Below are 25,807 nucleotides of genomic sequence, written 5' to 3'. Positions count from 1 at the left end.
GGTTTTGTTATGTCCGAAATTAGCGGTGCAAAGCGGGGTCGAATTGACGCGAAAAACGGCCGGAAAGCTTGTGGCGCTTGGCTCGCGGGCCGATAGCCGCTTGCTTGTGGATGCCATTGAACCCGCCTATAATGCGTCAGCTTGTCGTCCCGGGGTCCCCGCAATACGGGGCGACGAGTCCGATGCAGGCATGCATCGCATGCCATTCGCGTGAGGCGGCGATGGGAGCAGCGAGGGGTTTGGCGGAGACGACGAACGGTGAACCGGTCCTCGCAGACTGGCTCATGAAACGCAATTGTTCGGTGTCGCCGCGCCAGTTCGTGCTGTTTTACGCGTCGCTCGCGAGCTTCTCGCTGGTGATCGCGGCATTGCTGATGTGGCGTGGGGCCTGGCTCGTCATGCCCTTCACCGGAATCGAATTGCTGGCGGTCGGCGTCGCGTTTGCGATCTATGCCCGTCATGCGGTCGATTACGAGCGCATCAGGCTGTTTCCGCACCGGCTCGTGATCGAGCGGATGGATGCGGAGCGGTTCACGCAGATCGAATTCAACCCGCGCTGGGTGCGGGTCGAGCCGGGTGCGACGCCACGCGATCCGATTCGACTGGTATCGCGCGGGCAGACCGTCGTAATCGGGCAGCATCTCGCGCAGCACAAGCGTGCGCAGTTCGCCGACGAACTGCGCGTGTCGCTCAGGCGCTGCGGCTGACGAGGCGCGGGCACCGGCCGGAACAGGCCGGCGGCTTGCGACGGGGGAGGGGTTTGAATGGAAATTTTGGGTAAGGATGCTATGAAAACAATCAAGCGAGCCCTCACGGGCGTGCTGGCATGCAGCGGATTGCTCTTTGCCGGCGCTGCTCTGGCGGTCGGTGATAGCCCGGGCGGCCCCCGCGTCAACGAGATCAACTTTCAGCCGCCGGTCACGAAGATCGCCGAGGAGCTCTACGATCTCCACACGATGATGCTGATCCTGTGTACGGTGATCTTCGTCGGCGTGTTCGGCGTGATGTTCTATTCGATCTTCGCGCACCGCAAATCCAAAGGCCACAAGGCCGCCAATTTCCATGAAAGCACGACCGTCGAGATCATCTGGACGATCGTGCCGTTCGTCATCGTCGTGCTGATGGCGCTGCCGGCCACGAAGGCCGTCGTCGCGATGAAGGACACGACCAACGCCGATCTCACGATCAAGGTCACCGGTTACCAGTGGAAGTGGGGCTACGACTACGTGAAGGGCCCGGGCGAGGGCATCGGCTTCCTGTCGACGCTCAGCACGCCGCGTGACGAAGTGATGGGCAAGAAGCCGATCACCGAGACGTACCTGCAGGAAGTCGACAACCCGCTCGTCGTGCCGGTCAACAAGAAGATCCGCATCATCACGACCGCGAACGACGTCGTTCACTCGTGGTACGTGCCCGCATTCGGCGTGAAGCAGGATGCGATCCCCGGCTTCGTGCGCGATACGTGGTTCAAGGCCGACAAGGTCGGCACGTTCCGCGGCTTCTGCACCGAGCTGTGCGGCAAGGAACACGCGTTCATGCCGGTCGTAGTCGTTGTGCTGTCGGACGACGACTACGCGAAGTGGGTCACCGCGCAGAAGGCCAAGCTGGCCGGCGCCGCGGTCGATCCGAACAAGGTCTACACGATGGCCGAACTCGTCTCGCACGGCGAGGAAGTCTACAAGGCGAACTGCGCGGCCTGCCACCAGGTGAGCGGCAAGGGCCTCGGCGCATTCCCGGCGATGGACGGCAGCCCGATCGTGAACGGCCCGATCGCCGGCCACGTCGAGCGCGTGCTGCACGGCAAGGGCGCGATGCCGTCGTGGGCGTCGCTGTCGGACCTCGATATCGCATCGGTCGTCACGTACGAGCGCAACTCGTGGGGCAACCACAAGAACGATCTGCTGCAGCCGAAGCAAGTGGCTGACGCGCGCAACGGCAAGATGCCGGAAGATACGGCAGGCGCCGCGGCACCGGCCGAAGCGGCCTCGGCACCGGCGCAAGCCGCGTCGGGCGCGGCCGAGCAGTCGGCGGCGGCATCGGCGGCAGCGCCGGCATCGACCGCGCTGTCGACGGTCTACTTCGAAACGGGCAAGAGCGTGCTGCCGGCCGACGCGAAGGCGGCGATCGCCGCAGCGGCCGACTATGCGAAGGCACATCCGGACGCGAAGCTCGCGCTGTCGGGTTTCACCGACAAGACGGGCTCGGCCGACGCGAACGCCGAACTCGCCAAGCATCGTGCACAGGTCGTGCGCGACGCGCTGAAGGCAGCAGGCGTGGCGGAAGACCACATTATTCTCAAAAAGCCGGAAACGATCACGGGCGGGGCTGACGCGAAGGAAGCCCGGCGAGTCGAGATCGGGCCGGCGGCTTGACGTGTCGCTGAGTTAGTCGACGTATTCGCATTAGGAGATTCTCATGTCTAGCATCGGGCACGACGTAGTCGCGGACCACGCGCACGACGACCACGCGCACGAAACACCGCATGGCTGGCGGCGCTGGTTGTTCGCCACCAACCACAAGGACATCGGTACGCTGTACCTGTTGTTCTCGTTCATCATGTTCCTGTCGGGCGGCGTGATGGCCCTCGGCATCCGTGCCGAGCTGTTCGAGCCGGGCCTGCAGATCATGCGTCCGGAGTTCTTCAACGAACTCACGACGATGCACGGCCTGATCATGGTGTTCGGCGCGATCATGCCGGCGTTCGTCGGCTTCGCGAACTGGATGATTCCGCTGCAGATCGGCGCGTCCGACATGGCATTCGCGCGGATGAACAACTTCAGCTTCTGGCTGCTGCCGGTCGCGGCCGTGCTGCTGGTCGGTTCGTTCTTCGCGCCGGGCGGCGCGACGGCCGCCGGCTGGACGCTGTACGCACCGCTGTCGACGCAGATGGGCCCGGGCATGGACTTCGCGATCTTCGCGGTCCACATCATGGGCGCATCGTCGATCATGGGCGGGATCAACATCGTCGTGACGATCCTGAACATGCGCGCACCGGGCATGACGCTGATGAAGATGCCGATGTTCGCGTGGACGTGGCTGATCACCGCCTACCTGCTGATCGCCGTGATGCCGGTTCTGGCAGGCGCGATCACGATGGTGCTGTTCGACCGCCACTTCGGCACGTCGTTCTTCAACGCGGCAGGCGGCGGCGACCCGGTGATGTACCAGCACATCTTCTGGTTCTTCGGCCACCCCGAGGTGTACATCATGATTCTGCCGGCGTTCGGGATCGTGTCGCAGGTGATCCCGGCGTTCGCACGCAAGACGCTGTTCGGCTATAGCTCGATGGTGTACGCGACGGCTTCGATCGCGATCCTGTCGTTCATGGTCTGGGCGCACCACATGTTCGCCACGGGCATGCCGGTCACCGGCCAGCTGTTCTTCATGTACGCGACGATGCTGATCGCGGTGCCGACGGGCGTGAAGGTGTTCAACTGGCTCGCGACGATGTGGCGCGGCTCGATGACCTTCGAAACCCCGATGCTGTTCGCGATCGGCTTCCTGTTCGTGTTCACGTTCGGCGGCCTGACGGGCCTGATGCTGGCCATGGCGCCGCTCGACATCCAGTACCACGGCACCTATTTCGTGGTGGCGCACTTCCACTACGTGCTGGTGGCCGGGTCACTGTTCGCGCTGTTCTCGGGCTGGTACTACTGGGCGCCGAAGTGGACGGGCTGGATGTACAACGAGACGCGCGGCAAGATCCACTTCTGGGCGTCGATGATCTTCTTCAACCTGACGTTCTTCCCGATGCACTTCGTCGGTCTCGCGGGCATGCCGCGCCGCTATGCGGACTACCCGGCGCAGTTCACGGACTTCAACCAGGTGGCGACGATCGGCGCATTCGGCTTCGGCCTCGCCCAGGTGTACTTCCTGTTCGCGGTCGCGCTGCCGGCCTACCGTGGCGGCGGCGAGCTGGAAAAGGCGTCGGACAAGCCGTGGGATGGCGCGACGGGCCTCGAATGGACGGTGCCGAGCCCGGCTCCGTTCCACACGTTCGAGCAACCGCCGCACGTCGAATAAGTTTCACCTGGCGTTCCGCCGTTGCCTGCCGCGCAGGCAGGCGCGGCGGGCGCGGAATCGAGTTTCAGCGAAGTTTCAGATGAACCGGAATCCACAAGAAAGACGAACGCCCGAGCAGATTCGCGCGGGCAACAAGCGGCTCGGCCTCACCCTGCTCGTCATCGCCGCCGTTTTTTTCGTGGGTGTCGTGATCAAGCAGTGGTGGCTGTCCACCCACTGATGCAGTAACTGACGCAGTAGCGAGGAAGTCGTCGTATGTCGAAGCCGGAAGAGGGCGCCGCCGATCGCGCGTTCAATCGTTCGATGCTGGTGAAGCTCTTCGTCGTGGCCGGATTGATGTTCGGCTTCGGCTTCGCGCTGATTCCGATGTATCGCGCGATTTGCCAGATCACCGGCATCAACAACCTGGTGCAGCGGGATGTCAGCGAGCGCGAGGCGAAGAACTCGCAGGTCGACTATGGCCGCACGGTGTCGGTCGAGTTCGATGCGAATGCGCGCGGCCCGCTCGGTTTCAAGCCGGAGCACAACAGCCTCGACGTGCATCCGGGCGAACTGACGACGATCGTCTACGACGTGACCAACGGGCAGGGCCGGCCGGTGGTGGCGCAGGCGATTCCGAGCTACGCGCCGAAGCAGGCGACGGAGTTCTTCAAGAAGATCGAGTGTTTTTGCTTCACGCAGCAGACGCTGGCCGCGAACGAGTCGCGCAAGATGCCGGTGGTGTTCGTGATCGATCCGAAACTGCCGAAGGACGTGAAGACGATCACGCTGTCGTACACGTTCTTCGAACTGAATACGCCGGCCGAGCCGGCGCCGGCACCGCGCAAGACCGCGGCGCAGGGCGCGGCGAAACCGGACGCATGACGAGGGAGACGGGGCGATGACGGAGACCAAGCGGAGCGGGTCGTTCGGCCAGGCGGTGCGCGCGGTGTTGTGGTCGTTCTTCGGGGTGCGCAAGCGGCGCGACCTGGAGGCCGATGCGACGCAGCTCAATCCGCTGCATGTGCTGATCGTCGCGTTGATCGCGGCCGGCGTGTTCATCGGCGTGCTGATCCTGATCGTGCGTGCGGTCGTGGGCTGAGGCCCGCGGCCACGAAAGAATGCAGTGCGTGGCGCCCGGGCGCCGCGTGCGGGAAAGAGCGGCGGCGGTCGCGCCGCGCAAGAAATACAGCCGGAGCGGTTTCCGGTACATAAATTGGACTGAAGTGGAGAATCAAGCATGAGCGGTCAAAACCAGACCCCGTACTATTTCGTGCCGCATCCGTCGCAGCATCCGATCAGCGCGGCCATCGGCCTGCTTGTCATGCTCGGATCGGTGGCGCTGTGGATCAACGGTCACGACTGGGCGCCGTACACGGCGCTGCTCGGCCTGCTGTGGTTGCTCTTCACGCTGTATCACTGGTTCGGCGACGCGATCGCCGAGTCGGAAGGCGGTCATTACGGCAAGAACGTCGACAAGTCGTACCGCTGGAGCATGAGCTGGTTCATCTTCTCGGAAGTCATGTTCTTCGGCGCGTTCTTCGGCGCGCTCTTCTATGCGCGTGAAATCGCGCTGCACCAGCTCGGCAGCCTCGACTACAAGCTGATCTGGCCGGATTTCTCCGCCGTGTGGCCGAACGAAGGCCCCGCCGCGCTCGCCGGTCACTTCAAGACGATGGGCCCGTGGCCGATCCCGACGCTGAACACCGCGTTCCTGCTGTCGTCGGGCGTGACGCTGACGATCTCGCACCACGCGCTGCGCGACAATTACCGCAAGAAGGCGATCGCGTGGCTCGCCGCGACGCTCGCGCTCGGTATCTGCTTCCTGTTCCTGCAGGGCTTCGAGTACTATCACGCGTACAACGAACTGAACCTGACGCTGAACTCGGGCGTGTACGGCTCGACGTTCTTCCTGCTGACGGGCTTCCACGGCTTCCACGTGTTCCTCGGCGGCACGATGCTCGCGGTGGTGCTGGTGCGGATGATCCGCGGCCACTTCAAGCCGGATCACCACTTCGCATTCGAAGGCGCTGCTTGGTACTGGCACTTCGTCGACGTCGTCTGGCTCGGCCTGTACGTCGTCGTCTACTGGCTGTAAATGGAACAACGGCCCGCGCAGCGATGCGCGGGCCGTTTTCATTGGCGAACGCGACGCAGCGGCCGGCTGCTTGCGCTCGACGCCCCCGGCGCCGCCGCGACTCAGTCAGGCGGCGCTTTTGCTTGGTGGCGCCGCCATGCGGCGAAATGTCACGGCAGCCGGCGTGGCGAATGCATCAACGCCCGATCGGCAGGCCGGTCGAATGGATCCAGCCCATCCAGTTCGCGAACAGGATGAACAGGAACAGCGACACCGACAGCCCGACGCGGGTGGCCAGCGACCAGACCATGCGCTTCGTATGGCCGCGGTCGTGCATCATGAAGTAGAGCGCCGAGCCCATGCTGGCGATGATGAGGACGAAGGCGATGGGAACGAGGATGTGCATGACACGAACCGGACGACGGCAATTCGAAAGGAAGAGGATAATTATCGCACTTCGCTTTCGCGAATGCGCCCGGCGGGCGGCCCGATGAAGATCCGCTGGCTGCCTGCGCTGCTGATTCTCGTCGTCGTCGCGGTCACGATCCGCCTCGGGTTCTGGCAGCGCGACCGCGCGCACCAGAAGGAAGCTCTGCAGGCGAGCGTGGTGCGCTACGAGCACGCGGCGCCCGTCGACGTCGGTGCTCAGCCGATTCCGCTCGCGTCGATCGAGTTCCACCGCGTGCGGGCGCGGGGCCGCTTCATGCCGGAGCAGGCGGTGTTCCTCGACAATCGGCCGTATAACGACCAGCCGGGTTTTTACGTCGTGATGCCGTTTAAACTCTCGGGCGGCGGCGTCGTGCTGGTGAACCGCGGCTGGCTGCCGCGCAACATCGCCGATCGCACGGCGATCGAGCCGTTCGCGACGCCCGACGGCGAGATCGAGATCGAAGGCATTGCGCGCGCCGACGCGTCGCGTGCGTTCGAGCTCGGCGAAGGCGGCTCGGCCGCGCACCAGAAAATCCGGCAGAACCTGGACGTCGCCGCGTATGCGAAGGAAACGGGGCTGCCGCTGCAGCCGTTCGTGATCCAGCAGACGAGCGACGACGGCGACAAGCTCGTGCGCGACTGGCCGGCGGCGACGACCGGCGTCGAGCGCAATTACGGTTACATGTTTCAGTGGTGGGCCATGGCGGCCGCCGCGCTCGGCTTCGGCCTGTACGCCGCGCGGCGTGCGGCGAAGAAGTCGGCCGGCGCGTGAGCGCCATGCCCGGACGCGGCGGCGGCGCCGCGGGTTCGTTTCGAGAGGTCTGATTTGTCCATGCAATCTTCCCGTCAGGGTCCGGCCGCGACGCCGGTTTCGCCGGCGGCCCGCAAGCGCGGCCGCTGGATGCTCGTGCTGCTCGGGCTCGTGTGCGCGGCGCCGATACTCGCGTCGTATTTCACCTATTACGTGATCAAGCCGAAGGGCGGCTCGACCAACTACGGCACGCTGATCGAGCCGCAGCGGCCGATCCCGGCCGACCTGCAGGTCACCGACGAAACCGGCAAGACGGTGCCGCTGTCGTCGCTGCGCGGCGTGTGGCTGTTCGTGATGACCGACCGCAGTGCGTGCGACGACGCATGCGCGCAGAAGCTCTATTTCATGCGCCAGATCCGCGTCACGCAGGCGGGCGAGCGACACCGGCTCACGATGGTGTGGCTGCGCAGCGATGCGGGCGCGGTGCCGCCGAAGGTGCTGGAAGCCTATCCGGACACGCGCCGGCTGGTCGCCGATCCGGCCGCGGTCGCCGCATGGCTGCCGGCCGATGCCGGCACGAAGGACAGCGACCACCTCTACATGGTCGATCCGAACGGCAACCTGATGATGCGTTTCCCGAAGAACCCGAACCCCAGCAAGATCAAGGCGGACGTCACGAAACTGCTGAAGTGGTCGAGCATCGGCTAAGGCGAGACAACGAGGCAACCATTCGATGTCGTATCTACTGCAACTCGGCCTGATCGGCCTGTGCATCGCGCTGCTGCCGCTGTCGTACGTGTGGGTGAAGGCCGACGACGACAAGTTCCGCAAGCTGGTGTGGATCACCACGTTCCTGACGCTCGACCTGGTGATGTTCGGCGGCTTCACGCGGCTGACCGATTCGGGGCTCGGCTGCCCGGACTGGCCCGGCTGCTACGGCACGTCGTCGCCGTTCATCGCGCACGCCGCGATCACGGCCGCGCACCAGGCGATGCCGACCGGCCCCGTCAGCATGACGAAGGCGTGGATCGAGATGATCCACCGCTATTTCGCGATGGCGATCGGCGTGCTGATCATCGCGCAGGTCGTGATCGCATGGTCGGCGCGGCTGCGCCGCCGCCCGCTGCACGTGTCGCCGTGGTGGCCGACGAGCCTGCTGCTGCTGATCGTCGTGCAGGGCGTGTTCGGCGCGTGGACGGTCACGATGAAGCTGCAGCCGGTGATCGTCACGACCCATCTGCTGCTCGGTCTCGCGCTGCTCGGCACGCTCGGCTGGCTCGCCGCGCGGCAGACGCCGCTGCCGTCGCATGATCCGGAGGCCGGCCGCTACCGCGCGGCCGCGCTCGCCGCGCTGGTGCTGCTGGTCGTGCAGATCGCGCTCGGCGGCTGGGTGAGCACCAACTACGCGGTGCTCGCGTGTACCGATTTCCCGACCTGCAACGGCCAGTGGCTGCCGTCGATGAACTTCGGCCAGGGCTTCCATCTGTGGCGCGCGCTCGGGATGACGAAGGACGGCGAGGCGATCACGCAGGACGCGCTGGTCGCGATCCACTGGACCCATCGCACGTTCGCGTTCGTCGTCGTCGCGTATCTGGTCGCGTTCGCGCTGAAGATGCGCCGCTTCGAGTCGCTGCGGCGGCCCGCGAACGGCGTGCTGCTGGTCGTCGTGCTGCAGTTCCTGACGGGCCTGACCAACATCGTGCTGCAGTGGCCGCTGCCGGTCGCCGTCGCGCACAACGGCGGCGCCGCGATCCTGCTGCTGCTCGTCGTCATGTTAAACTTTCGCATCCTTTCAAGCCGCCCCGGCCGTGTCGTGCAGCCCGCGCGCGACGCCGCCCCGGCGTGACCGTCCCCATGCAAAGCACCCTCTCCCAATCGCCCGGTAGCCGGTTTTCGCAGTACATGGCGCTGACGAAGCCGCGTGTCACGCAGCTCGCGGTGTTCTGCGCGGTGATCGGCATGTTCCTCGCGACGCCGGGCATGGTGCCGTGGCATGTGCTGATCGGCGGCACCATCGGCATCTGGCTGCTGGCCGGCGCCGCGTTCGCGATCAACTGTCTCGTCGAGCAGAAGATCGACGCGATGATGCGCCGCACCGCGTGGCGTCCGTCCGCGCGCGGCGAGATCACGACCCCGCAGATCCTGCTGTTCTCGGCCGTGCTCGGCAGCGTCGGCGCGTGGACGCTGTATACGTTCACGAACCCGCTGACGATGTGGCTGACGATCGCGACGTTCGTCGGCTACGCGGTGGTCTATACGCTGCTGCTCAAGCCGATGACGCCGCAGAACATCGTGATCGGCGGTGCGTCGGGCGCGATGCCGCCGGCGCTCGGCTGGGCCGCGGTCACCGGCGCGGTGCCCGGCGATGCATGGATCCTCGTGCTGATCATCTTCGTGTGGACGCCGCCGCATTTCTGGGTGCTCGCGCTCTATCGCCGCAAGGATTACGAAAACGCGGGCCTGCCGATGCTGCCGGTCACGCACGGCGAGAAATTCACGCGGCTGCACATCCTGCTGTATACGGTGATCCTGTTCGCGGTCACGCTGATGCCGTTCATCTCCGGGATGAGCGGCGTCGTCTACCTGGCGAGCGCGGTGCTGCTCGGCGCGGTGTTCCTCGCGTATGCGTGGAAGATCTACCGCGATTATTCGGACGAACTCGCCCGCAAGGCTTTCCGCTACTCGATCGTCTACCTGTCGCTGCTGTTCGCCGCGCTGCTCGTCGATCACTATGCGCGCCCGCTGCTCGGCGTGTAACCGCACGGTTTGAACGCAATGCTCCATTCACGGTTCGGGCGCCGCGCGCGCCAAGGCTGGATGCTCACCTGCGCATTCGCGGCAGCCACGCTGCTCGCGGGCTGCGACAACGCGCCGAAATTCCAGAATCTCGACATCACCGGCAACACGCAGTTCGGCAGCGATTTCTCGCTGCCCGACACGACCGGCAAGGTGCGCACGCTCGCCGACTTCAAGGGCCGTGCCGTCGTGATGTTCTTCGGTTATACGCACTGTCCGGACGTGTGTCCGACCACGATGGCCGAACTGTCCGAGGCGCTGAAGCAGCTCGGGCCCGACGCGGCGAAGCGCGTGCAGGTGTTGTTCGTCACCGTCGATCCGGAGCGCGACACGCCCGCGCTGCTCGGCCAGTACGTGCCCGCGTTCGATCCGTCGTTCATTGGCCTGCGGCCGGCCGACGAAGCGCAGCTCAAGAAGGTCACGAAGGATTTCCGCGTGTACTACGCGAAGGTGGCCGGCAAGACGCCCGGCAGCTACACGATGGATCACACCGCCGCGAGCTACGTGTTCGATCGCGACGGCAAGCTGCGCCTGTTCGTGCGCGACGGCCAGGGCCCGGGCCCGTGGGTCCACGACCTGAAACTGCTGGTCGACTGAGCGGCGCGCGCCGCATGATCGCCCGGGCGCCCGCCCGGCGACACGCGTGACGGCCGCGACGCGCCGTCACGCATGCTTCCTTCTTTCCCTCGATCTGCATTCGCCGCGTCGCACTGCCGCGGCGGCGTGCTTGCGCACGTGCAGCGGCGCTCGCGCGCGTTACGGCAGCGCCGGCACGTTGAAACCCTGCGCGGCACGCGTGATCTTGAATTCGGTCACCCGATACGTCGCGAGCCCTTCGGTCACGAACGGATCGGTGTCGAGGATCGCGTCCAGTTCGTCGCGATCGATGCGGGCCGCGAGGATCACGCCGCCTTTGCGCGGCACCTTCGGCCCCGCCGCGATGAAGATGCCGCGCTCGAACAGCGGCTGCAGATACGCACGGTGGCGTTCGAGCGCATCGTCGATGTGTTCGAGCGACGCGTGGTAATGGATGTCGATGACGTACATGGATGGCCCCGGAATGTCGCCGGTGCGTGTCGCGCCGGCCAGCCGGTCTTTTTAGCACAGCGGCTGCTCCATGTCGTGCCGGCCGTCGTGCGTCGGCCGCGTGTATTCAAGTTGTAAGTCTCGCTGCCGTAAATACGGGGGCAACCGTTTGCGCGCGACCGGCCGTTCGCGCGCACGGTATCGACTTCGACGACGAGGCAGCAGATGAGCAGAATGAGTTTGAACCGCAAGCTGTGGCTCGCGCTTGCGCTGGTATGGATCGGGCTACTCGGCGTCGGCGCATGGAGCGCGTACGAGACGCGCGCGACGATGCTCGCCGAACGCAAGGCCGGCATCGCCAACCTGGTCGAATCGGCGGCCGGCATCGTCAACGCCTATCACGCGCTCGCGCAGAGCGGCACGCTGCCCGAGGCCGACGCGAAGCGCGACGCGCTCGCGAGCCTGGCGGCGATGCGCTACGGCGAGTCGGGCTACGTGTTCGTGATGGATTCGAAACCCGTCGTGCTGATGCATCCGACGCTGCCGAAGCTGGTCGGCACGCAGGTCGGCGACTATCTCGATCCGGACGGCAAGCCGCTGTTCGTCACGATCCTGAACGCCGCGAAGGCGACCGGCAGCGGCTTCGCCGAATATCGCGGGCGGCTGCCGCACAGCGAGACCGCGGTGCCGAAGATCAGCTACGTCACGCGCTTCGCGCCGTGGGACTGGAACATCTCCAGCGGCGTATTCCTGAAGGACATCGATACCGTCTACTACCGGACGCTGTTCGGTCACCTCGCGGTCGTGCTGGTGATCGGCTTCGTGATCAGCGCGGCGATGCTCGTGATCATCCGCAACGTGCGGGGCCGCCTCGGCGGCGAGCCCGATGAAGCGGCCGCGCTGGCGAGTCGCATCGCGCAGGGCGACCTGACGCGGCCGGTGCCGGTGCGCGCGGGCGACAGCACGAGCATGATGGCGGCGATGCACGACATGCAGGCGCGCCTTCAGGCGACGATCGGCGGGATCCGCCAGGCGGCCGAGTCGATCGCGTCGGCGAGCCGCGAGATCGCGTCCGGCAACGACGACCTGTCGCAGCGCACCGAGGAGCAGGCCGCCTCGCTGGAAGAAACGGCCGCGAGCATGGAGCAACTGACCGCGACGGTGAAGCAGAACGCCGACAACGCGCGGCAGGCGAGCGGGCTCGCGAACAACGCATCGGAGATCGCGCGGGCGGGCAACGACGTCGTGAACCGCGTGATCGGCACGATGGGCGAGATCGACGACAGCTCGCGCAAGATCGCCGACATCATCGGCGTGATCGAGGGCATCGCATTCCAGACCAACATCCTCGCGCTGAACGCGGCGGTCGAGGCCGCGCGCGCCGGCGAGCAGGGGCGCGGCTTCGCGGTGGTCGCGGGCGAGGTACGTTCGCTCGCGCAGCGCAGCGCGACGGCCGCGAAGGAGATTCGCGAGCTGATCGTCGCTTCGGTCGAGCGCGTGCGCAACGGCTCGACGCTGGTCGGCCAGGCCGGCACGACGATGGGCGAGATCCTGCAGGCGGTCGCGCGCGTGACCGACATCATGGGCGAGATCGCGGCCGCGTCCGAAGAGCAGGCGAGCGGCATCACGCAGGTCGGGCGCGCGGTCACGCAGATGGACCAGGTCACGCAGCAGAACGCGGCGCTGGTCGAAGAGGCCGCCGCGGCCGCGGCGTCGCTTCAGGAGCAGGCCGGGCGGCTGCGCGGCGCGATCGGCGCGTTCCGGGTCGGCGATGCCGGCGGCCTTCGCTGAAGTGCAACTAACGGCCGAGTCGCCCGCACGCTGCCGGCACGGCCGCGGTGCATACCCATATGAGCGGGATGTATTTCACTTCCGGCCGATCCTGTGACACCATTTGCCCCTTCCTGCGAGTCCGGGCATACCCGTATCGCGCCCCCATTTTCAGTTAGCAAGAAAGCGAGAAACAGATGAAGCGTCGCAGTCTCCTGAAGGTATTTTCCGTGCTGGCCACCGGTGCCGCGCTGACGCTGTCGGCGGGTGCGCACGCCGAAGACAAGGTGATCAAGGTCGGCACGGTCGCCGGTCCGGATTCGGAAGTGTGGCAGGTCGTGCAGAAGGTCGCGAAGGAGAAGCAAGGCCTGAACGTGAAGGTCGTCGAGTTCAACGACTACGTGCAGCCGAACGCGGCGCTCGATTCGGGCGACCTCGACGCGAACAGCTTCCAGCACCAGCCCTACCTCGACAGCCAGGTGAAGCAGCGCGGCTACAAGCTCGTCACCGCGGGCCTGACCTACATCTCGCCGATCGGCGTGTACTCGAAGAAGTTCAAGTCGCTGAAGGACCTGCCGCAAGGCGCGAAGCTCGCGGTGCCGAACGATCCGTCGAACGAGAACCGCGCGCTGCTGCTGCTGCAGACGCAAGGCGTGATCAAGCTGAAGGCGGGCGCCGGCACGGGCGGCAACAACGCGACGGTGCTCGACATCGCCGAGAACCCGAAGAAGCTGAAGATCTCCGAGCTCGACGCCGCGCAACTGCCGCGGGTGCTGTCGGACGTCGACGCGGCCGTGATCAACACGAACTACGCGCTCGCCGCCAACCTGCAGCCGACCAAGGACGCGATCGCGCTCGAATCGCTGACGAGCCCGTACGCGAACGTGATCGCCGTGCGCGCGAAGGACAAGGACCAGCCGTGGGTGAAGAAGCTGGTCAAGGCGTACCAGTCGCCGGAAGTGCGGGAATTCATCAAGAAGCAGTTCAAGGGCTCGATGGTCGCGTCGTTCTGAACGCCGCACCGCGGTCGGACCGCTGAAACCTGAAACGAAAGGGCCTGTCTCGCACAGGCCCTTTTTCATTGGCGTGGCCGCTGGACGGCCACCCGGCGCCAGGCGGTCGGCGCGTGCTCACATCTCGCCGCGCCGCGAGCAGATCGACATGATCTGCTGGATCGCGTAGTTGTCGCGTACGCCCGGCAGCGACTGCACGACGCACTCGTGAAAGCGCCGCTCGCGTGGCAGCAGCATCGCGTTGTTGCGGTACAGCGCATCGCACGAGCGCTGGATCAGCTGGGCCGCCGCGCCGTTACGGCTTTCGCGCAGCGCGTTGAGCATGCAGTCGTCGTACTGCGCGTAGTCGTCGCCCAGCGCGAATGCCGCGCCCGGCAGCACCAGTGCAATGGCCGCACACGCGAGCGCACGGATCGCCCGTTTCATGTGCCCTCCGAAGGTGGGGATGGGGTCGGCGGACAGCATAGCGTAAAGCCGCAAGCGCGGCTGACGCGTTGCGCCGATACCGTGCGCGGACCGCCGTCGGCTTCCCCTGTTTTTCCTCCGACGAAAGTACCGGTTTCGTACCAGTACTGTGCGACGCGAGCGCATTGCCATATACTGTATATCCATACAGTTGTGGGTGGCGTCATGCTCGCATCCTCCATTTCTCCCGAATCCCTGCATCCGTCGCTCTGGCGCGGCTCGCAGCTGGCGCGCGGCGGTCCGCGCACGATCGACACGGGCTTCGCGCCGCTGTCCGCCGAACTGCCGGGCGGCGGCTGGCCGGTCGGCGGCCTCGTCGAACTGCTGGCCGCGCAGCCGGGCTGCGGCGAGATGCGGCTGCTCGCGCCGGCGCTCGCGCGTACCGTCAGCGCACGGCGTCCGCTCGCGCTCGTCGCGCCGCCGCACTCGCCGCATGCGAGCGCGCTGGCCGGTCTCGGCGTGCCGTCCGACGCGCTGCTGTGGCTGCGCGCCGGCAGCCGCACCGATGCGTTGTGGGCCGCCGAGCAGGCGCTCAAGACGGGCTGCTGCGGTGCGCTGCTGCTGTGGCAGGACGCACGGCCCGACGCGCTGCGGCGTCTACATCTCGCGGCCGCGCGCACCGGCGACACGCTGTTCGTGATGCTGCGCCCGCTGGCGGGCGCGCGGCAGCCGTCGCCGGCCGTGCTGCGCGTCGCGCTGCATCCGATGCCGGGCGGTGTGTCGCTCGACATCGTCAAGCGTCGGGGGCCCGCGCGCAGCGAGCCGCTCACGCTCGATTTGCCATCGCCCATCGTGGAGAGCCGCTATGCGCGTCTTGCTCGGCATCCATCTGCCGCGCCTGCCGCTCGACGTGTGCGCCCCGCCGCCGTCTGACGCAGAGGCCGGTGCGGCCGGCTGCGCGGTGCTCGAGCAGGGTGTCGTGCTGATCGCCGATGCGGCCGCGCGCCGGCAGGGCGTGCGCGCGGGCATGAAGCGCGGCGGCGTGCTGACGCTCGCGCCCGACACGCGGCTCGTCGAACGCGATCCCGCCCGCGAGGCCGATGCGCTGCGCGCGGTCGCGCTCGCGTTGCTGCGCTTCTCGCCGTGCGTCGCGCTCGACGACGAAGCGACGCTGCTCGTCGACGTCGGCCCGAGCCTGCGCCTGTTCGGCGGCCTGCCGTCGCTGTGCCGCCAGGTGCGCGCGACGCTCGCGGCGCTCGGCTATGCGGCGCGCCTGTCCGCCGCGCCGACCGGGCGCGGCGCGTGGCTGCTCGCGCGCACGTCGGCGCGTGCGCGTATCCGGCGCCGCGTGGCCGGGCCGGCTTCGCTTATCCGTGCGCTCGATCGTTTGCCGTGCGTGCTGCTGCCCGACGCGCGCCCGTATGCGGGCTGGTTCGACGGCCTCGGCTGCCGCACGCTCGCCGATCTGCGCCGCCTGCCGCGCGCGGGGCTGCAGCGCCGCTGCGGCCCCGCGCTGCTCGCCGCGCTCGATCGCGCGTACGGCGATGCGGTCGAGCCGCTCGCGTGGATGGCCGTGCCGCCCGTGTTCGACGTGCGGCTCGAATTGGCGGAACGCGTCGAATACGCGGAAGCCGTGCTGTTCGTCGCGCGGCGGCTCGTCGTGCAGCTGTGCGGCTGGCTGGCCGCGCGGCAGCTGTCGCTGGCCGCGATGACCTTCGAGCTCGAGCACGAGCGCGGCCGCCAGGCCGTGCCGCCGACGCCGCTCGAACTCGCGTTCGCCGCGCCCGTGCGCGACGAAGCGCACTTCATGCGGCTGCTCGGCGAGCGGCTCGCGCGCGTCGAGTTGCCGGCCGCGGTGATCGCGGTGCGGCTCACGGCCACGCGTGTCGAATCGGTCGCGCCGCCGGCCGACGATCTCTTTCCCGAGCCGGGCGGCACGAAAGAAACGCGTGCGCGGCTGTTCGAGCTGCTGGTCGCGCGGCTCGGCGCGGAGAACGTGCTGCGCGCGGCCCCCGTTGCCGATCACCGGCCCGAAGCGGCGAACCGCTGGCTGCCGCTCGATGCGCAGGCGGGCAAGCCGGCAGGCGGCCTGCCGGCTGCGCCGCCGCGTCCCGCGTGGCTGCTGGCCGAGCCGCAGCCGCTGCTGATGCGCGCGAACCGGCCGGTGTTCCATACGCCGCTCAGGATGATGTCGTCGCCCGAGCGGATCGAGGCCGGGTGGTTCGACGGTCAGCTCGTGGCGCGCGACTACTACGTCGCGCAGGACGAGGCCGGCGCGTGCTACTGGGTCTTTCAGGAGCGGTTGAGCAGCCAGGCGGATCCGCACTGGTTCCTGCACGGCCTGTTCGGGTGAGCGGCGATGGTTGCCGAATTCAGTTGGCTGCCCGATTACGCGGAATTGTTCTGTCGTTCGAACTTCTCGTTCCTGCATGGCGCGTCGCATGCGGAGGAACTGGTCGAGCGCGCCGCCGAGCTCGGCTATCGCGGGATCGCGATCACTGACGAATGCTCGCTCGCCGGCGCACCGCGCATGCATGTCGCGGCGAAGGCGCAAGGGCTGCCGCTGATCGTCGGTTCGTTCTTCGAAGTAACGCCCGATGAAGTCACCCCCGGCCACGATCCGGGCCCCGGCGCGTTCGGGCTCGTGCTGCTCGCGCAGAACCGCGAGGGCTACGGCAACCTGTCCGAGCTGATCTCGTGGCGGCGCATGGCGTCGCCGAAGGGCACATACCGGCTGACGTCGAGGATGCTGTCGGCGCCGCCCGCGGAGTTCGCCCACTTGCGCGGCATGCCCGACTGCTTCGCGATTCTCGTCCCCACGTATCCGGTGCGTGCGGACGTACTCGATGCGCAGGTCGCCTGGTTTCGCGCGACGTTCGGCGCGCGGGCGCGACTCGGGCTCGTGCAGCTGCAGCGCCCGCTCGACGGCGCGCAGCGCGAGGAGATTCGCGCGGCCGGCGAGCGGCGCGGCGTGCGTATCGTCGCGCTCGGCGACGTGACGATGCATCGGCGCTCCTGCAAGCCGCTGCAGGACGTGATGACGGCGATCCGCGTCGGGATGCCGGTTTCCGAGTGCGGGTATGCGCTCGCGCCGAATGCGGAACAGCATCTGCGCGCGCGTGGGCGCATCGCGAAGCTGTTTTCGCCGGAGGAGCTCGACGAGACCTGCGCGATTCTCGATGCGTGCGACTTCAAGCTCGACTCGCTTCAGTACGAGTATCCCGACGAGATCGTGCCGAAAGGGCTCACGCCGACGCGCCATCTGGAACAGGAGACCTTCGCGGGGGCCGCCGCGCGTTATCCGCAGGGCATTCCGGAGAAAGTCGAGAGGCAGATCCGCTATGAACTCGACCTGATCGCGCGGCTGAGCTACGAACCGTTCTTCCTGACCGTCTACGACATCGTCAAATACGCGCGCAGCCAGAACATCCTGTGCCAGGGCCGCGGCTCGGCGGCGAACTCGGTCGTGTGTTATTGCCTCGGCATCACCGAGGTGAATCCCGAGCAGAGCACGATGCTGTTCGAGCGCTTCATCAGCGAGGAGCGCGGCGAGCCGCCCGACATCGACGTCGACTTCGAGCATCAGCGCCGGGAAGAGGTGATCCAGCATATCTACAAAAAATACGGACACGATCGCGCCGCGCTCGCGGCGGCCGTCTCGACGTATCGCCCGCGCGGCGTGCTGCGCGAAACCGGCAAGGCGCTCGGTGTCGATCCGATGCTGGTCGATCGCGTCGCGAAGGCGCATCGCTGGTTCGACGGCAGTCGCGACCTGCTGCAGCAATTCGCGTCGACCGGGCTCGACCCCGCCACGCCGATCATTCGCGCGTGGGCCGAACTGGCCGGCCGATTGCTGAACTTTCCGCGTCACCTGTCGCAGCACTCGGGCGGCTTCGTGATCAGCCGCGGCAAGCTCACGCGGCTCGTGCCGGTCGAGAACGCGGCGATGGACGGGCGGCGCGTGATCCAGTGGGACAAGGACGATCTCGAGGCGCTCGGGCTGATGAAGGTGGACGTGCTCGCGCTCGGCATGCTGTCGGCGCTGCATCGCGCCTTCGACTTGCGCACCGCGTGGCGCGGGCCGCAGGAGGACGGCCAGCCGTTCACGCTGAAGCACATTCCGCAGGATGACGAAGCAACCTACGACATGATCTGTCGCGCCGATACGGTCGGCGTGTTCCAGATCGAATCGCGCGCGCAGATGTCGATGCTGCCGCGCCTGAAGCCGCGCAACTATTACGATCTGGTGGTCGAGGTGTCGATCGTGCGGCCGGGGCCGATCCAGGGCGGTGCCGTGCATCCGTACCTGAAGCGGCGCAGGATCCAGGCGGGCGAAGAGGAAGGGGAGATTACCTATCCGAGCGATGCGCTCAGGGTCGTGCTCGAGCGCACGCTCGGCGTTCCGATCTTCCAGGAACAGGTGATGCAGATCGCGATCGTCGCAGCCGGTTTCACGCCCGGCGAGGCCGACCGGTTACGTCGTGCGATGGCGGCCTGGAAGCGCAGGGGCGATCTCGGCCCGTATCACGACAAGATCGTGAACGGCATGCTCGAACGCGGCTACACACGCGAATTCGCCGAACAGATCTTCGAGCAGATCAAAGGCTTCGGCGAATACGGTTTCCCCGAAAGCCACGCAGCCAGCTTCGCGAAACTCGCCTATGCCAGCAGCTGGCTCAAATGCCACGAACCGGCGATCTTCCTCGCCGCGCTGCTGAACAGCCAGCCGATGGGGTTCTATCCACCGTCGCAGCTCGTGCAGGACGCGAAGCGTCACGGCGTGCAGGTCCTGCCGATCGACGTCACGCTCAGCAACTGGGAGGCGTCGCTCGAAGCGCTGCCCGATCAGCCGCCGCCGCACGGCCAGCCCGCCGTGCGGCTCGGCCTGTCGCTCGTGCGCGGCCTCGGCGAAGCCGCCGCGCGCCGTATCGAAGCGGCGCGCGCGGCCGGCCCGTTCGACAACGTCGACGTGCTGGCCCGCCGCGCGCAACTCGAACGCCGCGATCTCGAGGCGCTTGCCGCCGCGAACGCGCTCGTGACGCTCGCCGGCCATCGTCGCGATGCGTTGTGGCAGGCCGTCGCCGCGGCACCCGAGCGCGACCTCCTCGCGGCCGCGCCGATCGACGAACCCGAGAAACCCGCGCTCGGCGCACCGTCGGAAGCCGACGACATCCTCGCCGACTACGACACCACTGGCCTCACGCTGAACCGCCATCCCGTCGCACTGCTGCGGCCCGCGTTGCGCGCGCAGCGGCTGTCGTCCGCGGCCGAGCTGCGCGATCGCTCCGACGGCCGGCTCGCGCGCGCGTGCGGCATCGTGACGGCCCGCCAGATGCCGGGCACCGCGAAAGGCGTGATGTTCATGACGCTCGAGGACGAAACGGGGTGCGTGAACGTGATCGTGCGACCCGAGCTGCTCGCGCGGCAGCGCCGCGAAACACTCGATTCGCGGCTGCTCGCGGTGTCGGGCGTGTGGCAGGTCGTCAGCGACGTGAGGCACCTCGTCGCGCAGCATTTCGAGGATCTGACGCCGCTGCTCGGCGGCCTGCGCACGTCGAGCCGCGAATTCCATTGAGATCCCCGGGCACGTGCCGCCGGCCCCGCGCGGCGCGTGTCGCACGATGCATACCAGTCGGCTCAACTGGTTCTATCCGGGTCTCCTATTCGCCGCCAAAAAACGGCCGAATCGCGCACCGGAACTGTCCCCTTGCATACCAATCCGGGTAAATCCCTATCCCGCATCGCGTTGTAAACAAAGGCTTTCCCGTTACTAAAACGCTTGCCGGGCAAGGCTTCCGGCGATTTCCGCCACGCTAATACCAGTTCGTTGACTGGTATTATGGTGGTTATATAATGCGTTCACTTTCGACGGTCCGAGATCGTCGTCCGACACCCGGAGGCACATGGAAACCGGCTGGTCCGAACTGGCGCCCGATCCCCTCGACGACACGCCGCTGTATCTGCAGCTCGCCCGCAACCTGGCGAGCGCGATTCACGCCGGCGCGTGGCGGGCCGGGGAGGCGCTGCCGTCGGAGCGGTTGCTGTCGGGGTCGGTCGGCGTGTCGCGGATCACGGCCCGCCGTGCGCTCGCGCTGCTGGTCGAGCAGGGGCTGATCAAGCGGGCGCGCGGCGCGGGCAGCTTCATCACGCCGCGTGTCGCCGATCCGCTGTCGCGCCTCGTCGGCTTCACCGCGAAGATGCAGCAGCGCGGCTTCGTGCCCGATTCGGTGTGGCTGTCGCGCACGCTGCGCGCCGCGAGCCGCGACGAGATCACGCATCTCGGCCTCGCGCCCGGCGCGACGGTCGCGCGGCTCGAACGGCTGCGCCGCGCGGACGGCATCGTGATGGCCGTCGAGCATTCGACGCTGCCGGCCGCGGTCGTGCCCGATCCGCAGGCGCTCGGCGCGTCGCTGTACGAATATCTCGACGCGCGTGGGATGACCGTGGTGCGCGCGCTGCAGCACTTTCGCGCGGCGAACGCGACGCACGAGATCGCGAAGTGGATGGCGGTGAAGCCGGGCTCGGCGCTGCTGGTGATCACGCGCATCGGCTACGGCGTCGATCAGCGCGCGATCGAAGTGACCGAAACGTATTGCCGCGACGACTATTACGACTTCGTCGCGGAACTGAAACGCTGACGCGCGAGACTGCCCGCGCGCCGTGTTCGACCGAACACGACGAAGCGCAACGAAGCGCAACGGATTTGCAAATCGCGACGCGGATGTCCGCGTCACCAGATCATCAAGAGAAACGTCATGCTGACTGGAAACATCCTTACCCCCGACGGCTGGATTCACGGTTCGCTCGACAGCGAGAACGGCCGCATCACCACGCTCGACGGCACGCCCGCCGATCCCGCGAAGAACGACGCGCCGTACATCCTGCCGGGCTTCATCGACCTGCACGTGCACGGCGGCGGCGGCGCCGACGTGATGGAAGGCGGCGACGCGATCGAGACGATCGCCCGCACGCATGCGCAGTTCGGCACGACGAGCCTGCTCGCGACGACGATGACCGCGCCGCGCGACGAACTCATGGAGGTCGTCGCCAATCTCGGCAGCGTCGCGCGCACCCGCACGCCCGGTGGCGCACGCGTGCTCGGCGTGCACCTCGAAGGGCCGTACATCAACCCCGGCAAGCTCGGCGCGCAGCCGGACGCGGCCGTGTCGGCCGTGCTCGACGAAGTGCTGAAGTACCTGTCGATCGCGCCGATCCGCGTCGTCACGCTCGCGCCGGAAATCGCCGGCCACATCGAGATCATCGGCGAGATGGCCGCGCGCGGCGTGCGCGTGCAGCTCGGCCATTCGCTCGCGACCTACGACGACGCCGTCGCCGCGCTCAAGCACGGCGCATGCGGCTTCACGCACCTGTTCAACGCGATGTCGCCGCTGCATCACCGCAATCCGGGCCTCGTCGGCGCGGCGCTCGCGCATGCCGAGTACGCGGAAATCATCCCCGACCTGCTGCACGTGCACCCGGGCGCGATTCGTGCGGCGCTGCGCGCGATCCCGCGCCTGTACGTCGTGACCGACAGCACGTCGGCCACCGGCATGCCCGACGGCGAATACCGGCTCGGCAGCCAGCACGTGACGAAGTGCCTGGGCGGCGTACGCCTCGCCGACGGCACGCTCGCCGGCAGCACGCTGACGATGGACCAGGCGCTGCGCAACCTCGTGTCGCTCGGCTTGCCGATCGCCGACGTGTCGAACCGGATGTCGCGCTATGCGGCCGACTACCTCGGCATCGCCGATCGCGGCCGCCTCCAGCGCGGCGCATGGGCCGACCTCGTCGTGTTCGATCGCGACCTGAACCTCACCGCGACCTACGTCGAAGGAGAATCGATTGTCGAATATGCTTAACGAAGCGCGCGAGTCCGCCCAGGTCGTCGCCGCGCAACTCGCCGACACCACGCGCGTCGAAGCGCTCGCCGGCCAGCTGCTCGATCACCCGCCGGCCGTCGCGCTGACGGTCGCGCGCGGCAGCTCGGATCACGCCGCCAGCTATTTCGCGAGCCTGACGATGAGCCGCCTCGGCGTGCCCGTCGCGTCGCTGCCGATGTCGGTCGCGACGCTGCAGCAGGCGCCGCTGAAGGTGCAGGACCAGCTCGCACTCGCGTTCTCCCAGTCGGGCAAGAGCCCCGATCTCGTCAACACGATGGCCGCGTTGCGCGAAGCCGGCGCGCGCACCGTCGCCGCCGTCAACGTGCTGCCGTCGCCGCTCGCCGACGCGTGCGAGCACCAGTTGCCGCTGCTGGCCGGCCCCGAGCTGTCGGTCGCCGCGACCAAGAGCTATATCGCGATGCTGTCGCTGTCCGCGCAGATCGTCGCGTACTGGCAGCGCGACGCCGCGCTGGTGACCGCGTTGCGCGGCCTGCCCGACGTGCTCGCGCAAGCCGGCCAGCTCGACTGGTCGCCGGCCGTCGCCGCGCTCGCGGGCATCGAACGGATGATCGTGATCGGCCGCGGCCTCGGTCTTGCGATCGCGCAGGAAGCCGCGCTGAAACTGAAGGAAACCTCCGGCATCCAAGCCGAGGCGTTCTCGAGCGCCGAAGTCCGTCACGGCCCGATGGAGCTGATCGACCGCGACTATCCGCTGCTGGTGTTCGCGCCGCCGGGGCCCGAGCAGGCCGGGCTGCTGCAGCTCGCGCAGGACATGCGCGCACGCGGCGCCGCCGTGCTGCTCGCGGCGCCTGCCGGCACGCCCGGCGCGACCTTGCCGCTTGCGCAGTCCGCCCATTCGGCGCTCGACCCGATCGCCGCCATTCTTTCGTTCTACGTGATGGCGGCGGATCTCGCCGTCGCGCGCGGCCGCAATCCCGATACGCCGCGCCACCTGAACAAAGTCACCGAAACGCACTGATAGCCGAGACAGCCGATGAGACGCGCCGAGGAGTCCCAGTTGAAGAGTTCCACCCATGATCCGATCGTCCTGCATGCCCCGCTGACCGGGCCGATCGTCGCGCTGGCCGATGTGCCCGATCCGGTGTTCTCCGGCGGGATGTTCGGCGACGGCATCGGCATCGACCCGCTCGCGGGCCGGCTCGTCGCGCCGTGCGCCGGCGTCGTGTCGCATCTCGCGCGCACCGGCCATGCGTTGACCATCACGACGCCGCAGGGCGCGGAAGTGCTGCTGCACATCGGCATCGACACCGTCGAGCTGAACGGGCAGGGTTTCACCGCGCATGTCGAAGCCGGCGCGCGGGTCGCGGCGGGCGATCTGCTGATCGAGTTCGACCAGGACGCGGTCGCGCGCAGCGCGCATTCGCTGGTGTCGGTGATCGCGATCGCGAACTCCGACGCGTTCGAGGTCGTCGAGCGCGCGAGCGGTTTCGCGACCGCCGGCGAGACGCCGCTGCTGACGCTGCGCGGCAAGGGCGAAGCCGCCGCGCAGGCGGCGCAGGCCGGCGCCGCGGCAATGCAGGAAGTGCGCCGCGAGCTCGTGCTGACGCAACCGGGCGGCCTGCATGCACGCCCGGCCGCACGGGCGCGCGAATCCGTGCGCGGCATCGACGCGACCGTCGACGTGCAGTTCGACGGCCGCAAGGCGTCGATCACGAGCGTCGTGGGCCTGCTCGGCCTCGGCGCCGGCGAAGGCGCGACGATCGAACTGATCGGCCGCGGCGCGTACGCGCAGCAAGCCGTCGAAGCGGTCGAACGTGAATTGCTGCGCGAAGCGCACGGCGAAGTCGAGGAGAAGCCGGCGCGGCTGCGTTCGCCGGCGCCGCAGATGGCCGTGCGCAATACCGGCGCGTCGCTCGACCCGAACACGCTCGCGGGCGTATGCGCGGCGCCCGGCATCGCGGTCGGCACGCTCGTGCGTCTCGACGATGCGGACATCGTGCCGCCCGAACAGGCGTCCGGCACGCCCGCGTCGGAAAGCCGCCGGCTCGACCAGGCGCTGAAGGCGGTCGACGCCGAACTCGACGAAACGGTGCGCAACGCGTCGGCGCGCGGCGCGGTGGGCGAGGCGGGAATCTTCGCGGTGCATCGCGTGCTGCTCGAGGACCCGACGCTGGTCGACGCGGCGCGCGACCAGATCAGCCTCGGCAAGAGCGCGGGCTTCGCGTGGCGCGCGACGATCCGCGCGCAGATCGACACGCTGTCGAAGCTCGACGACGCGCTGCTCGCCGAGCGCGCCGCCGACCTGCGCGATATCGAGAAGCGCGTGCTGCGCGCGCTCGGCCACACCAGCGGCGCGACGCGCGCGCTGCCCGACGAGGCCGTGCTCGCCGCCGAGGAATTCACGCCGTCGGACCTGTCGTCGCTCGATCGCCAGCGCGTGACCGCGCTCGTGATGGCGCGCGGCGGCGCGACGTCGCATGCGGCGATCATCGCGCGCCAGCTCGGCATTCCGGCGCTCGTCGCGGTCGGCGACGCGCTGTACGCGATTCCGGACGGCACGCAGGTCGTCGTCGATGCGAGCGCGGGCCGTCTCGAACACGCACCGACCGCGCTCGACGTCGAGCGCGCGCGCCACGAACGCCAGCGTCTGGACGGCGTGCGCGAAGCGAACCGGCAGATGGCCGGCGCCGCCGCCGCGACCACCGACGGCCGCGCGATCGAGGTCGCCGCGAACATCGCGACGCTCGACGACGCGAACACCGCGGTCGACAACGGCGCGGACGCGATCGGCCTGCTGCGCACCGAGCTGATGTTCATCCATCGCCAGTCCGCGCCGAGCGCGGTCGAGCACCAGCAGAGCTACCAGTCGATCGTCGACGCGCTGCAGGGCCGCACCGCGATCATCCGCACGCTCGACGTCGGTGCCGACAAGGAAGTCGACTACCTGACGCTGCCGCCCGAACCGAACCCGGCGCTCGGCCTGCGCGGCATCCGCCTCGCGCAGGTGCGCCCCGACCTGCTCGACGATCAGCTGCAGGGCCTGCTCGCGGTGTGGCCGTTCGGCGCGGTGCGCATCCTGCTGCCGATGGTGACGGATGCGGGCGAACTCGTGCGGCTGCGCAAGCGCATCGACGAATTCGCGCGTGCGCAGGGCCGCACCGAGCCGATCGAGGTCGGCGTGATGATCGAGGTGCCGTCGGCGGCGCTGCTTGCCGACCAGCTCGCGCAGCACGCGGATTTCCTGTCGATCGGCACAAACGACCTCACGCAGTACACGCTCGCGATGGACCGCTGCCAGGCCGATCTGGCCGCGCAGTCCGACGGCCTCCATCCGGCCGTGCTGCGCCTGATCGACATCGCGGTGCGCGGCGCGGCGAAGCATGGCAAGTGGGTCGGCGTGTGCGGCGCGCTGGGCGGCGATCCGCTCGCGGTGCCGATTCTCGTCGGCCTCGGCGTGACCGAGCTGTCGGTGGATCCGGTGTCGGTGCCGGGCATCAAGGCGCGCGTGCGCCGTCTCGATTACCAGCTGTGTCGCCAGCGTGCGCAGGATCTGCTCGCACTCGACTCGGCACAGGCGGTAAGGGCAGCAAGCCGCGAGGTCTGGCCGCTCGACTGAACGTCGACGGCGGGCGCGCGACCCGTTTCACCACGAAAGCAATTCGTTCAACGACGATTAACGACGAGACATGGACTGGAG

The 25,807-nt window shown here is 67.8% G+C and carries 24 protein-coding genes; 21 read left to right on the top strand and 3 right to left on the bottom strand.

The features are described 5' to 3' along the window. Positions 1–182: 182 nt before the first annotated feature. The 7 genes from BAMB_RS14675 to BAMB_RS14645 all read left to right on the top strand — a co-directional run bounded on the left by BAMB_RS14675 (position 183) and on the right by BAMB_RS14645 (position 6,100). Positions 183–707 (top strand): DUF2244 domain-containing protein, encoded by a 525-nt coding sequence (locus BAMB_RS14675; RefSeq protein WP_011658003.1) that lies wholly within the window; start codon positions 183–185, stop codon positions 705–707. A 57-nt stretch (positions 708–764) separates the two neighbouring features. Continuing rightward, on the top strand, positions 765–2,372 hold the full coding sequence (coxB, locus tag BAMB_RS14670) for a cytochrome c oxidase subunit II (protein ID WP_011658002.1): 1,608 nt from the start codon (positions 765–767) through the stop codon (positions 2,370–2,372). 43 nt (positions 2,373–2,415) lie between these two features. Further along, positions 2,416–4,023: a cytochrome c oxidase subunit I gene (gene ctaD, locus BAMB_RS14665; protein ID WP_006752060.1), complete on the top strand. Its 1,608-nt coding sequence runs from the start codon at positions 2,416–2,418 to the stop codon at positions 4,021–4,023. A 79-nt stretch (positions 4,024–4,102) separates the two neighbouring features. Then, on the top strand, positions 4,103–4,243 hold the full coding sequence (locus BAMB_RS34905; protein WP_006752059.1) for a cytochrome oxidase small assembly protein: 141 nt from the start codon (positions 4,103–4,105) through the stop codon (positions 4,241–4,243). Positions 4,244–4,278: 35 nt separating this feature from the next. Continuing rightward, complete coding sequence (locus BAMB_RS14655) at positions 4,279–4,887, top strand: cytochrome c oxidase assembly protein (protein WP_006760729.1); 609 nt, start codon at positions 4,279–4,281, stop codon at positions 4,885–4,887. A gap of 16 nt (positions 4,888–4,903) precedes the next feature. Further along, a complete protein-coding gene (locus BAMB_RS14650) occupies positions 4,904–5,104 on the top strand; it encodes a DUF2970 domain-containing protein (protein ID WP_006752057.1) in 201 nt (66 codons plus the stop codon). A 138-nt stretch (positions 5,105–5,242) separates the two neighbouring features. Further along, positions 5,243–6,100 carry a cytochrome c oxidase subunit 3 gene (locus BAMB_RS14645; RefSeq protein WP_006760731.1) on the top strand — a complete coding sequence of 286 codons (858 nt, stop codon included), beginning with the start codon at positions 5,243–5,245 and terminating at the stop codon, positions 6,098–6,100. A gap of 175 nt (positions 6,101–6,275) precedes the next feature. On the opposite strand, the gene BAMB_RS14640 is transcribed toward BAMB_RS14645, so the two are convergent. Then, positions 6,276–6,485, bottom strand: coding sequence for a twin transmembrane helix small protein (locus BAMB_RS14640; RefSeq protein WP_006752055.1), 210 nt, complete (start codon positions 6,483–6,485; stop codon positions 6,276–6,278). Between the two features lie 84 nt (positions 6,486–6,569). Between BAMB_RS14640 and BAMB_RS14635 the strand changes: the two genes are divergently transcribed. The 5 genes from BAMB_RS14635 to BAMB_RS14615 are packed head-to-tail and all read left to right on the top strand — an operon-like array spanning position 6,570 to position 10,652. Beyond that, the gene (locus tag BAMB_RS14635; protein WP_041491402.1) at positions 6,570–7,280 is read left to right on the top strand and encodes an SURF1 family protein; all 711 of its coding nucleotides are present in this window, start codon (positions 6,570–6,572) and stop codon (positions 7,278–7,280) included. A gap of 60 nt (positions 7,281–7,340) precedes the next feature. Further along, the gene (locus BAMB_RS14630; protein ID WP_011658000.1) at positions 7,341–7,967 is read left to right on the top strand and encodes an SCO family protein; all 627 of its coding nucleotides are present in this window, start codon (positions 7,341–7,343) and stop codon (positions 7,965–7,967) included. Positions 7,968–7,992: 25 nt separating this feature from the next. Further along, a complete protein-coding gene (locus BAMB_RS14625) occupies positions 7,993–9,105 on the top strand; it encodes a COX15/CtaA family protein (RefSeq protein WP_011657999.1) in 1,113 nt (370 codons plus the stop codon). An 8-nt stretch (positions 9,106–9,113) separates the two neighbouring features. Beyond that, positions 9,114–10,016 (top strand): heme o synthase, encoded by a 903-nt coding sequence (gene cyoE, locus BAMB_RS14620; RefSeq protein WP_006752051.1) that lies wholly within the window; start codon positions 9,114–9,116, stop codon positions 10,014–10,016. A gap of 18 nt (positions 10,017–10,034) precedes the next feature. After that, positions 10,035–10,652: an SCO family protein gene (locus BAMB_RS14615; RefSeq protein WP_011657998.1), complete on the top strand. Its 618-nt coding sequence runs from the start codon at positions 10,035–10,037 to the stop codon at positions 10,650–10,652. Positions 10,653–10,811: 159 nt separating this feature from the next. Here the strand turns inward: BAMB_RS14615 and BAMB_RS14610 are convergent, their stop codons facing one another. Further along, positions 10,812–11,102 (bottom strand): YciI family protein, encoded by a 291-nt coding sequence (locus tag BAMB_RS14610; RefSeq protein WP_011657997.1) that lies wholly within the window; start codon positions 11,100–11,102, stop codon positions 10,812–10,814. Positions 11,103–11,306: 204 nt separating this feature from the next. Here BAMB_RS14610 and BAMB_RS14605 point away from each other — a divergent pair, with 204 nt between their 5' ends. Together BAMB_RS14605 and BAMB_RS14600 are read left to right on the top strand one after the other, a co-directional pair. After that, a complete protein-coding gene (locus BAMB_RS14605; RefSeq protein ID WP_011657996.1) occupies positions 11,307–12,872 on the top strand; it encodes a methyl-accepting chemotaxis protein in 1,566 nt (521 codons plus the stop codon). Positions 12,873–13,048: 176 nt separating this feature from the next. Continuing rightward, a complete protein-coding gene (locus tag BAMB_RS14600; protein ID WP_011657995.1) occupies positions 13,049–13,864 on the top strand; it encodes a MetQ/NlpA family ABC transporter substrate-binding protein in 816 nt (271 codons plus the stop codon). Between the two features lie 117 nt (positions 13,865–13,981). Here BAMB_RS14600 and BAMB_RS14595 read toward each other — a convergent pair whose 3' ends face one another. Next, the gene (locus BAMB_RS14595; protein WP_011657994.1) at positions 13,982–14,290 is read right to left on the bottom strand and encodes a VF_A0006 family four-cysteine protein; all 309 of its coding nucleotides are present in this window, start codon (positions 14,288–14,290) and stop codon (positions 13,982–13,984) included. A 204-nt stretch (positions 14,291–14,494) separates the two neighbouring features. Between BAMB_RS14595 and imuA the strand changes: the two genes are divergently transcribed. The 7 genes from imuA to ptsP all read left to right on the top strand — a co-directional run bounded on the left by imuA (position 14,495) and on the right by ptsP (position 25,726). Continuing rightward, positions 14,495–15,202 carry a translesion DNA synthesis-associated protein ImuA gene (gene imuA / locus BAMB_RS14590; RefSeq protein WP_011657993.1) on the top strand — a complete coding sequence of 236 codons (708 nt, stop codon included), beginning with the start codon at positions 14,495–14,497 and terminating at the stop codon, positions 15,200–15,202. Beyond that, positions 15,135–16,622 carry a Y-family DNA polymerase gene (locus BAMB_RS14585; protein WP_011657992.1) on the top strand — a complete coding sequence of 496 codons (1,488 nt, stop codon included), beginning with the start codon at positions 15,135–15,137 and terminating at the stop codon, positions 16,620–16,622. The genes imuA and BAMB_RS14585 overlap by 68 nt, the downstream gene beginning before the upstream one ends. A 6-nt stretch (positions 16,623–16,628) precedes the next feature. Next, positions 16,629–19,844 carry an error-prone DNA polymerase gene (locus BAMB_RS14580; protein WP_011657991.1) on the top strand — a complete coding sequence of 1,072 codons (3,216 nt, stop codon included), beginning with the start codon at positions 16,629–16,631 and terminating at the stop codon, positions 19,842–19,844. A gap of 328 nt (positions 19,845–20,172) precedes the next feature. Beyond that, a complete protein-coding gene (locus tag BAMB_RS14575) occupies positions 20,173–20,907 on the top strand; it encodes a GntR family transcriptional regulator (protein ID WP_011657990.1) in 735 nt (244 codons plus the stop codon). Between the two features lie 117 nt (positions 20,908–21,024). Next, positions 21,025–22,128 carry an N-acetylglucosamine-6-phosphate deacetylase gene (gene nagA / locus BAMB_RS14570; RefSeq protein WP_006755180.1) on the top strand — a complete coding sequence of 368 codons (1,104 nt, stop codon included), beginning with the start codon at positions 21,025–21,027 and terminating at the stop codon, positions 22,126–22,128. After that, complete coding sequence (locus BAMB_RS14565; protein ID WP_011657989.1) at positions 22,121–23,128, top strand: SIS domain-containing protein; 1,008 nt, start codon at positions 22,121–22,123, stop codon at positions 23,126–23,128. The genes nagA and BAMB_RS14565 overlap by 8 nt, the downstream gene beginning before the upstream one ends. Before the next feature lie 15 nt (positions 23,129–23,143). Next, entirely contained in the window at positions 23,144–25,726 is a 2,583-nt protein-coding gene (gene ptsP, locus BAMB_RS14560) for a phosphoenolpyruvate--protein phosphotransferase (protein ID WP_011657988.1), read from the top strand. Positions 25,727–25,807 lie beyond the last annotated feature (81 nt).

It is taken from the genome of Burkholderia ambifaria AMMD (genome assembly GCF_000203915.1).
GTDB classification, from domain to species: Bacteria; Pseudomonadota; Gammaproteobacteria; order Burkholderiales; family Burkholderiaceae; genus Burkholderia; species Burkholderia ambifaria.
Note: the sequence above shows the minus strand (reverse complement) of the source record. Positions and strands in the feature narration are given on the sequence as shown.

What these genes read in the sequence shown, in the direction of transcription:
- coxB (WP_011658002.1), top strand. Translation starts at nt 765, where the DNA reads ATGGAAATTTTGGGTAAGGATGCTATGAAAACAATCAAGCGAGCCCTC.
- BAMB_RS14575 (WP_011657990.1), top strand. Translation starts at nt 20,173, where the DNA reads ATGGAAACCGGCTGGTCCGAACTGGCGCCCGATCCCCTCGACGACACG.
- BAMB_RS14640 (WP_006752055.1), bottom strand. Translation starts at nt 6,485, where the DNA reads ATGCACATCCTCGTTCCCATCGCCTTCGTCCTCATCATCGCCAGCATG.
- BAMB_RS14595 (WP_011657994.1), bottom strand. Translation starts at nt 14,290, where the DNA reads ATGAAACGGGCGATCCGTGCGCTCGCGTGTGCGGCCATTGCACTGGTG.
- BAMB_RS14610 (WP_011657997.1), bottom strand. Translation starts at nt 11,102, where the DNA reads ATGTACGTCATCGACATCCATTACCACGCGTCGCTCGAACACATCGAC.
- ctaD (WP_006752060.1), top strand. Translation starts at nt 2,416, where the DNA reads ATGTCTAGCATCGGGCACGACGTAGTCGCGGACCACGCGCACGACGAC.
- BAMB_RS14600 (WP_011657995.1), top strand. Translation starts at nt 13,049, where the DNA reads ATGAAGCGTCGCAGTCTCCTGAAGGTATTTTCCGTGCTGGCCACCGGT.
- nagA (WP_006755180.1), top strand. Translation starts at nt 21,025, where the DNA reads ATGCTGACTGGAAACATCCTTACCCCCGACGGCTGGATTCACGGTTCG.
- BAMB_RS14585 (WP_011657992.1), top strand. Translation starts at nt 15,135, where the DNA reads ATGCGCGTCTTGCTCGGCATCCATCTGCCGCGCCTGCCGCTCGACGTG.
- ptsP (WP_011657988.1), top strand. Translation starts at nt 23,144, where the DNA reads ATGAGACGCGCCGAGGAGTCCCAGTTGAAGAGTTCCACCCATGATCCG.
- imuA (WP_011657993.1), top strand. Translation starts at nt 14,495, where the DNA reads ATGCTCGCATCCTCCATTTCTCCCGAATCCCTGCATCCGTCGCTCTGG.
- BAMB_RS34905 (WP_006752059.1), top strand. Translation starts at nt 4,103, where the DNA reads ATGAACCGGAATCCACAAGAAAGACGAACGCCCGAGCAGATTCGCGCG.
- BAMB_RS14605 (WP_011657996.1), top strand. Translation starts at nt 11,307, where the DNA reads ATGAGCAGAATGAGTTTGAACCGCAAGCTGTGGCTCGCGCTTGCGCTG.
- BAMB_RS14675 (WP_011658003.1), top strand. Translation starts at nt 183, where the DNA reads ATGCAGGCATGCATCGCATGCCATTCGCGTGAGGCGGCGATGGGAGCA.
- BAMB_RS14650 (WP_006752057.1), top strand. Translation starts at nt 4,904, where the DNA reads ATGACGGAGACCAAGCGGAGCGGGTCGTTCGGCCAGGCGGTGCGCGCG.
- BAMB_RS14625 (WP_011657999.1), top strand. Translation starts at nt 7,993, where the DNA reads ATGTCGTATCTACTGCAACTCGGCCTGATCGGCCTGTGCATCGCGCTG.
- BAMB_RS14635 (WP_041491402.1), top strand. Translation starts at nt 6,570, where the DNA reads ATGAAGATCCGCTGGCTGCCTGCGCTGCTGATTCTCGTCGTCGTCGCG.
- BAMB_RS14630 (WP_011658000.1), top strand. Translation starts at nt 7,341, where the DNA reads ATGCAATCTTCCCGTCAGGGTCCGGCCGCGACGCCGGTTTCGCCGGCG.
- BAMB_RS14615 (WP_011657998.1), top strand. Translation starts at nt 10,035, where the DNA reads ATGCTCCATTCACGGTTCGGGCGCCGCGCGCGCCAAGGCTGGATGCTC.
- BAMB_RS14645 (WP_006760731.1), top strand. Translation starts at nt 5,243, where the DNA reads ATGAGCGGTCAAAACCAGACCCCGTACTATTTCGTGCCGCATCCGTCG.
- BAMB_RS14565 (WP_011657989.1), top strand. Translation starts at nt 22,121, where the DNA reads ATGCTTAACGAAGCGCGCGAGTCCGCCCAGGTCGTCGCCGCGCAACTC.
- BAMB_RS14580 (WP_011657991.1), top strand. Translation starts at nt 16,629, where the DNA reads ATGGTTGCCGAATTCAGTTGGCTGCCCGATTACGCGGAATTGTTCTGT.
- cyoE (WP_006752051.1), top strand. Translation starts at nt 9,114, where the DNA reads ATGCAAAGCACCCTCTCCCAATCGCCCGGTAGCCGGTTTTCGCAGTAC.
- BAMB_RS14655 (WP_006760729.1), top strand. Translation starts at nt 4,279, where the DNA reads ATGTCGAAGCCGGAAGAGGGCGCCGCCGATCGCGCGTTCAATCGTTCG.